This is a genomic window from Variovorax sp. DXTD-1 (assembly GCF_003984625.1).
Taxonomy (GTDB): Bacteria; Pseudomonadota; Gammaproteobacteria; order Burkholderiales; family Burkholderiaceae_C; genus Variovorax.
The window spans coordinates 1-7444 of record NZ_RWKH01000041.1 but is presented as its reverse complement, the minus strand read 5'-3'; the positions used below and the strand labels follow the sequence as shown (position 1 = coordinate 7444).

7 protein-coding genes are annotated in these 7444 nt (G+C 65.0%); 5 read left to right on the top strand and 2 right to left on the bottom strand.

All coding sequences use genetic code 11. From position 1 onward, the window contains the following. Positions 1 to 140: 140 nt before the first annotated feature. Positions 141 to 1115 (top strand): AP2/ERF family transcription factor, encoded by a 975-nt coding sequence (locus EJI00_RS24495; RefSeq protein WP_185868213.1) that lies wholly within the window; start codon positions 141 to 143, stop codon positions 1113 to 1115. Positions 1116 to 1136: 21 nt separating this feature from the next. Here the strand turns inward: EJI00_RS24495 and EJI00_RS24490 are convergent, their stop codons facing one another. Then, positions 1137 to 1607 carry a hypothetical protein gene (locus EJI00_RS24490; RefSeq protein ID WP_221885069.1) on the bottom strand — a complete coding sequence of 157 codons (471 nt, stop codon included), beginning with the start codon at positions 1605 to 1607 and terminating at the stop codon, positions 1137 to 1139. Positions 1608 to 1695: 88 nt separating this feature from the next. Continuing rightward, complete coding sequence (locus tag EJI00_RS24485; protein WP_126750069.1) at positions 1696 to 3243, bottom strand: YifB family Mg chelatase-like AAA ATPase; 1548 nt, start codon at positions 3241 to 3243, stop codon at positions 1696 to 1698. Positions 3244 to 3457: 214 nt separating this feature from the next. Between EJI00_RS24485 and EJI00_RS24480 the strand changes: the two genes are divergently transcribed. From EJI00_RS24480 to EJI00_RS24460, 4 genes are all read left to right on the top strand, one after another. Further along, positions 3458 to 4282: a TorF family putative porin gene (locus EJI00_RS24480; protein WP_126750068.1), complete on the top strand. Its 825-nt coding sequence runs from the start codon at positions 3458 to 3460 to the stop codon at positions 4280 to 4282. A 69-nt stretch (positions 4283 to 4351) separates the two neighbouring features. Next, complete coding sequence (glnK, locus tag EJI00_RS24475) at positions 4352 to 4690, top strand: P-II family nitrogen regulator (RefSeq protein ID WP_126750067.1); 339 nt, start codon at positions 4352 to 4354, stop codon at positions 4688 to 4690. A 20-nt stretch (positions 4691 to 4710) separates the two neighbouring features. Beyond that, positions 4711 to 6249 (top strand): ammonium transporter, encoded by a 1539-nt coding sequence (locus EJI00_RS24470; protein ID WP_126750066.1) that lies wholly within the window; start codon positions 4711 to 4713, stop codon positions 6247 to 6249. 266 nt (positions 6250 to 6515) lie between these two features. After that, the coding region (locus tag EJI00_RS24460; RefSeq protein WP_148110647.1) for an SMP-30/gluconolactonase/LRE family protein at positions 6516 to 7444 on the top strand (929 nt) is incomplete at its 3' end.

Sequence of the window (7444 nt, the reverse complement as noted above, 5' to 3'; positions counted from 1 at the left end):
GTTTGGGTTCAATCTGAACGCGAGTTTCTGATCATTTCCGAAGCTTGCCGCCGAGACACATTTCGCGTACGCCTATGAGCAAGAGCCCTTCGTCCGGTCGAAGCCGGGCATCGGCTGAAATCCACATCAGAGCAAGCAGCATGAAGCAGAGCGAATCCCTCTCGGCAAGCGATGCCGGCGCGAACGCAGGTCCAGGGCCCGCGAACACGCACGAAGCGCCACCGGCGTCGGGTGGCCGCGACTTCTACAACGTGCCGGCGATGTACGGCATCTTCCGCGTGGCCAACAGCTGGCGAGTCACCCTGAGCCGCGCGGGAACGCGGTTCATGAGGAGCTTCGCCTTCAGCCGGTATGGCGGCGAGGCCGCCGCGCTGGCGTGCGCGCAGGCCTACCGGGACGAGATCGTGCGCAACCATCTGCCGCCCGAGCGGAGCGAACTGGCGCAGAAACTGCGCACCACCAACAAGAGCGGCGTCTCCGGCGTGACCTTCCGCTTCAACGCCAAGGGCGAAATCAAGAGCTGGCACGCGATCACCCGTGTGAGTGCGAATCGCCTGCTGACCAAGTCCTTCAGCGTGGGCCGCTACGGCGCAGCCCAGGCGGAGTGCCTGGCCATTGCGGAGCGCGAGAAGCAGCTGGAGGCCATGAAAGGACTGCGGAACGTTCATCCCGCCGAAGCTCGCGTGAGGGCGACGACACAGAAGGCGTCAAATGCCTCCAAAGCTGCGGCGTCCAGGTCGAAACGAACGCTGCCCGAGCCCATCCCCGTCGTCGAGATCCTCAGAAAAAACAACAGCTCGGGCATTCCCGGGGTCTCGTGCATCAAGGGCGCCGACGGGTTGCCCCGCTACTGGCTGGCCAAGACCGGCGGAATCGACGGCCGGTACGTCGCCGAATGGTTCTCGGTGACAACGCACGGCAATGAAAAGGCCCGCTTGCTGGCGATCGATGCGCGCCGTGCTCAGCTCGAGCGAAAAACCAATACGAGGGAGCTGCGTGCTCTCGTGGCTGAGACTGAGACCGGCGGTTCGCAATCGTCGAACGTCAGGATCCGCGTCTCGCATGACGGCGTTCTCGTGCGCCCGCACCCGGGGCGCGTCCTACCACGGAGATAGCTTGTGCGTCGCTTGCCGGAATCAAAGATCCTGTCGTCGCTTGCACGCTTTGCGACCAATCCACGCATCTCTGAATGCAGGCTCGAGCGGTATAAGCGTTGATGAGCCTGCGGTTATTTCCGAAACCGTCAGCGCACACTGCATGCCTAGAACCCGCCCATTCAGCACGTATTGCGCACCTGCCGTCGTCGCATGAAATGAGGCAGACACATTGCACGTCATCACCCCGGAATCACGGGCGTAGCCGATGAGGATGTCCTTGTTTATCGGGATCTTGTACTTGACCTCACCGCGCTCTTGAGTGGCTGGCTCGGGTTTGACGAAGTTGCCGCAGCCTTGTTCGTTTGCGATTGCGAAATTCAATGTCGTGGAGCCGACGCTTCCTGGCCGCCAACTCGTGATTTTTGAAGAAACAACCAGTGTCGCGAATGGTCCATCTTCGACAGGTACATACGGCGCGAACGAGGCGCAGCCACCCAGCAAAGCGGTCATCACGGTGGTCAAGACTTGTTTCAAGCGATCTCCGCTAAGCAGTTGCATTCCATTTACACAATCGATTGCGGCGAATTCATTATTGGTGTCAATTTCGCAACCCCCGACGGTACTGCACCGCCTCCGCCACGTGCACGGCCTGCACCGATTCGGCGTCGGCCAGGTCGGCCACCGTGCGCGCCACCTTGAGCGCGCGGTGCGTGCTGCGCGCCGACCAGCCGAGCTTGGCCGCGGCGTTGACCATGAACTTGCGCGCAGCCTCGTCCAGCGCGGCGTGCTGGTCGATGGCGCCGGCCTGCAGTGCCTGGTTCGGGCTGCCCTGGCGCTGCACCGCCAGGTTGCGCGCGGCGACCACGCGGGCGCGGATGCTGCCGGTCGCCTCGCCGGCCGGTGCACCGAGCAGTTGGTGCGCCGACACCGCGGGCACTTCGATGTGCAGGTCGATGCGGTCGAGCAGCGGGCCGCTGAGCTTGCTCTGGTAGCGGGAGACCTGGTCGGGCGTGCAGCGGCAGGCCTTCAGCGCCGAGCCCTGGTAGCCGCAAGGGCAGGGGTTCATCGCCGCAATGAGCTGGAAGCGCGCCGGAAACTCGGCGCGCCGGGCGGCCCGCGCGATGGTGATGGTGCCGGTTTCGAGCGGCTCGCGCAGCGCCTCGAGGGCGGACCTCGCGAACTCCGGGAATTCATCGAGAAAGAGAACGCCGTGGTGCGCCTGCGAGATTTCGCCGGGCCGCGGGGGCGAGCCGCCGCCCACCAGCGCCACGGCGCTGGAGGTGTGGTGCGGCGCAGAAGTCGGCCGGCTCATCCAACGCTCGGTCGAGAAGCTGCCGCCCAGGCTGGCCACGGCCGCGGTCTCCAGCGCCTCGTCGATGCTCATCGGCGGCAGCAGCCCGGCAAAGCGCTGCGCCAGCATGGACTTGCCCGATCCTGGCTCGCCCACCATCAGCAGGCTGTGCCCGCCCGCGGCGGCAATTTCGAGCGCGCGCTTGGCGCTCGCATGGCCTTTTACGTCGGCCAGGTCGGCATACAGGGGCGCGGCCCTGGCCGCCGCGGCGTGGATGCGGGCCCAGCCGTCCGCGCTGGGCGGCACGGCTGGCTCGGCCTGCTGCGCGGCGGAACCTTCGGGCATGAAGCGCTGCACCACGTCCAGCAGGTGCCTGGCGCCGTACACCTCGCCGCCGGGCACCAGGGCCGCTTCCTTGGCGCTTTCGGTGGGCAGCACCAGGCGTGTGGCGATGCCGCGGGTGTGCAGCGCAAGCGCCATGGCCAGCGCGCCGCGCACGGGCCGAAGCTCGCCAGAAAGGGAAAGCTCGCCGGCAAACTCATGCCCCGCCAAGCCGGCAGCCTGGATCTGCCCGCTGGCCGCCAGGATGCCGAGCGCAATCGGCAGGTCGAAGCGGCCGGAGTCCTTGGGCAGGTCTGCCGGCGCCAGGTTGACGGTGATCCGTTTGTTATTAGGAAACTCGAGGCCGGCGTTCTGGATGGCCGAGCGCACACGTTCGCGCGCTTCCTTGACTTCGGTTTCGGCCAGTCCGACCAGCGTAAAACTGGGCAGGCCGTTGGCCAGATGCACCTCGACCGTGACACTGGCCGCTTCCAGCCCAAGCAAAGCGCGGCTTTGCACCAAAGACAAGCTCATTCTTATTACTCTCCCCATTATGGTGCGCCCGTTTTTGGTTGGGCTTGTGCACCGCGGCGCCGAAACGGCGTCGCACCTGAACACTCTTGTAACTTTTCAAGCGGATTGCGGATGACGGGTCCGCCGCCTCTCGGCTGGAAGAACGAGCACTTTGGCACGCTCCCTGCTATGAGACGGTGTCCCCCAACTATTCAACCAACTCCGAGGAGTCTCGATGATGCACCGTAAATTCGCCCAGGCAGTGGCCGTGGTCGCCCTTGCAGCCCTGCCGATGCTTGCGAGCGCTCAGCTCACGGGGAATGTGGCGCTGACCAGCAACTACAAGTTCCGCGGTCAGGACCAGGACATGATCGGGAACAACGACTACGCCAAGACCAAGGGCTTCAAGCCCGCCATCCAGGGCGGCTTCGACTACGCCTTCGGCGAAAGCGGCTTCTATGTGGGCAACTGGAACTCCAGCGTCAACTGGCTCCAGGGCAACAGCATCGAGAGCGACCTCTATGGCGGCTACAAGTTCAAGGCCGGCCCGTTCGACCTGGACGTGGGCGCGCTGACCTACATCTACCCGGGCAACTCCATCGGCAACACGACCGAGCTGTACGGCGCGGGCACCTGGGCCGACGAAGCCATCGGCTCGTTCACCCTGAAGTACTCGCACACGGTTTCCAAGGACTACTTCGGCTACGCCGGCTACAAGTCGGGCTCGGGCCTGAAGGGCCGCAACACCGGCTACCTGAACCTGGCCTACAGCAAGGAAATCGTGCCCAAGCTCACGCTGAAGGCGGCCGTGGGCTACACGCACATGTCCAGCGACATTCGCAGCCTGGGCTACAAGAGCTACGTGGACTACAACGTGGGCGTGTCGTATGACTTCGGCAACGGCCTGGCGCTGGCCGGCTCGGTGCAGGGCGCCAACAAGAAGAGCTCTTACCTCGCGCTGAGCAACCCGGGCGTGGACTTCGGCTTCGGCCCGATCGGCGAGCAGTACTACTCGCCCAACAAGGCGCGCTTCATCGTTACGCTCAGCAAGACCTTGTAAGCAGGCACAAGAACAAGGTGCGGCCCAAGCTGCCGCACCATTCATCCATCCAAGAAGGAGAAAGTCATCATGAAGCTGGTCACAGCCATCATCAAACCGTTCAAGCTCGACGAAGTGCGCGAAGCACTGTCGGCCATCGGCGTGCAAGGCATCACGGTCACGGAGGTCAAGGGATTCGGTCGCCAGAAGGGCCACACCGAGCTGTACCGCGGCGCTGAGTACGTGGTCGACTTCCTGCCCAAGGTCAAGATCGAAGCGGCGGTTTCCGACGAACTCGTCGACCGCGTGATCGAAGCCGTCGAAGGCGCGGCCCGCACCGGCAAGATCGGCGACGGCAAGATTTTTGTCTACAACCTCGAGCAGGTCGTTCGCATCCGCACCGGTGAAACCGGCCGCGAAGCCCTCTGATCAGCCCGGAAAAAACAACCATGAAAAAACTGCTTGTTTCTCTTGCGCTCGGCTTGAGCGTGCTCGCTGCCGGCACCGCCTCCTTTGCGCAGGCGCCGGCGGCTGAAGCGCCGGCTGCCACGGCACCGGCTGCAACCGCCCCGGCTCCCGCCGCAGCCCCCGCCGCCGCGGCACCTGCTGCCGCCGCCCCCGCTGCTGCTGCCGAAGCAGCGCCCGCCGCGGCTCCCGCTCCTTCCTTCAACAAGGGCGACACCAGCTGGATGATGCTGTCCACGCTGCTCGTCATCATGATGACCATTCCCGGCCTGGCGCTGTTCTACGGCGGCCTGGTGCGCAGCAAGAACATGCTGTCGGTGCTCATGCAGGTGATGGTCACCTTCTCGCTGATCGTCGTGCTGTGGCTCATCTATGGCTACAGCCTGGCGTTCACCGAGGGGAATGCCTTCATCGGCGGCTTCGACCGGCTCTTCATGAAGGGCGTGTTCGATCCGGCCACCGGCGTGTTCGCGCCCGGCGCCACCTTCAGCAAGGGTGTGTATATCCCCGAGCTGCTGTTCGCCGCCTTCCAGGCCACGTTCGCCGGCATCACCTGCTGCCTGATCGTGGGTGCCTTTGCAGAACGCGCCAAGTTCTCGGCCGTGCTGCTGTTCATGGTGATCTGGTTCACCTTCAGCTATGCGCCGCTGGCCCACATGGTCTGGTTCTGGCTTGGCCCTGACGCCTACACCGCCGCCAGCGTGGTGGATGCCAACAACGCCAAGGCCGGCCTGATCTGGCAATGGGGCGCGCTCGACTTCGCGGGCGGCACCGTGGTGCACATCAATGCAGCCGTTGCAGGCCTGGTTGGCGCCTACGTCATCGGCAAGCGCGTCGGCTACGGCAAGGAAGCCTTCACGCCGCATTCGCTCACGCTCACCATGGTCGGCGCGTCGCTGCTGTGGGTCGGCTGGTTCGGCTTCAATGCAGGTTCGGCCCTCGAAGCCGGCACCAGCGCCGTGCTCGCCTTCATGAACACCTTTACCGCCACCGCCGCAGCAGTGCTCGCATGGTGCATCGGTGAAGCGCTGATGCGCGGCAAGGCCTCGATGCTGGGTGCCGCTTCAGGCGCCGTGGCAGGCCTCGTGGCCATCACCCCGGCCGCCGGCAACGTCGGCCTGATGGGCGCCATCATCATCGGCTTCATCGCCGGCTTCGCCTGCCTCTGGGGCGTCAACGGCCTCAAGAAGCTGCTCGGCGCGGACGACTCGCTCGACGTGTTCGGCGTGCACGGTGTCGGCGGTATCGTCGGCGCGCTGCTCACCGGTGTGTTCAATACCCAGGCTCTCGGCGGCCCCGGCCTTGTGGGCGACTGGGTCACGGCCAGCATCGTGTCCAACGGCATCGGTGCCCAGGTCTGGATCCAGCTCAAGGGCGTGCTGCTGACCATCGTCTGGTCTGGCGTGGTGGCGTTCATCGCCTTCAAGATTGCCGACCTCACCATCGGCCTGCGTGTGTCGGAAGAAGAAGAGCGCGAAGGCCTCGACATCTCCTCGCACGGCGAGACCGCATACAACAGGTAACCCCCAAGCTATAGGCTACCCCCCAGTCTTCGCGCACTTCGTGTCGCTTCGCCAACCCCCCTGCTGGGGGCAACACCAGCGGCCCGGCAAAGCCGGTTCCGCGGTGTTTCGCGAAGGAGGCATACGAGGCGCGGGCTGGTGGTGAGAAGAAGAAAAACAGGAACGATTTCAGCAAGGTCTCCTTTGGATGTTCAGCCCGCGAGCGCTTCGGCGTCAGCGGGCTTTTTTTTTGGCCTGCGCGGGAGCGGATGCACAATGCCGGAATCATGTGGACCACCCTCGAAGACAGCCTTTGCGAGCTCGGCGAATCGCCGTTCTGGCACCCGCACGAACACTCGCTTTACTGGCTCGACATTCCGGGGCGGGCGGTGCTGCGTACGCGCGGGGAAATCGGCACGCCCGCCGCCAAGGTGGAACGCTGGGCCCTGGCCACGGAGCCTGGCTGCATGGCACCGGCGCGAAGCGGCGGCTTGGTGATCGCGCTGCGCGACGGCATCTACCGGGCTCGCGAATGGGGCGGCGAACTGGTCGCGATGGCGCGTGTGGAGCATGACGCGCGCACCATGCGCTTCAACGACGGCAAATGCGATGCATTGGGCCGTTTCTGGGCCGGCTCGCTCAACGAGGCCAAGGACCGGGCCAACGCCGCGCTCTATTGCTTCGACGCGCGCACCGACACCGGCGTGTCGCCCACGTTGACGCAGATGGCCAACGAGGCCACCACCGGCAACGGGCTCGCGTTCTCGCCCGATGCCCGCACGCTCTACTGGGCCGACACCGCCGCGCATGTGGTGTGCGCCTGGGACTGGGACGCCGAGGCCAATTCGCTCTCGCGTGCGCGCGTGTTCCATCAGTTCGAGGCCAAGCCCCAGGGCTGGACGGCCGACTCACCGGTGCGCTACGAAGGCCGCCCGGATGGCGCGACAGTCGATGCCGAGGGCCACTACTGGGTCGCGATGTTCGAAGGCGCGCAACTGCTGCGCTTTGCGCCGTCCGGTGAAATCGTGGCTTCTGTTTCCGTTCCTGTTCAGTGCCCGACCATGCCGTGCTTTGGCGGCGATGACCTGAAGACGCTCTTTGTCACCAGCGGGCGCAAGGGCCGGCCCGCGGCAGAGATCGAACGTTTGCCGGCGTCAGGCACGGTGATTTCCATGCGCGTCGATGTGCCTGGGCTGCCTGTCAGCTTCTTCGAGGA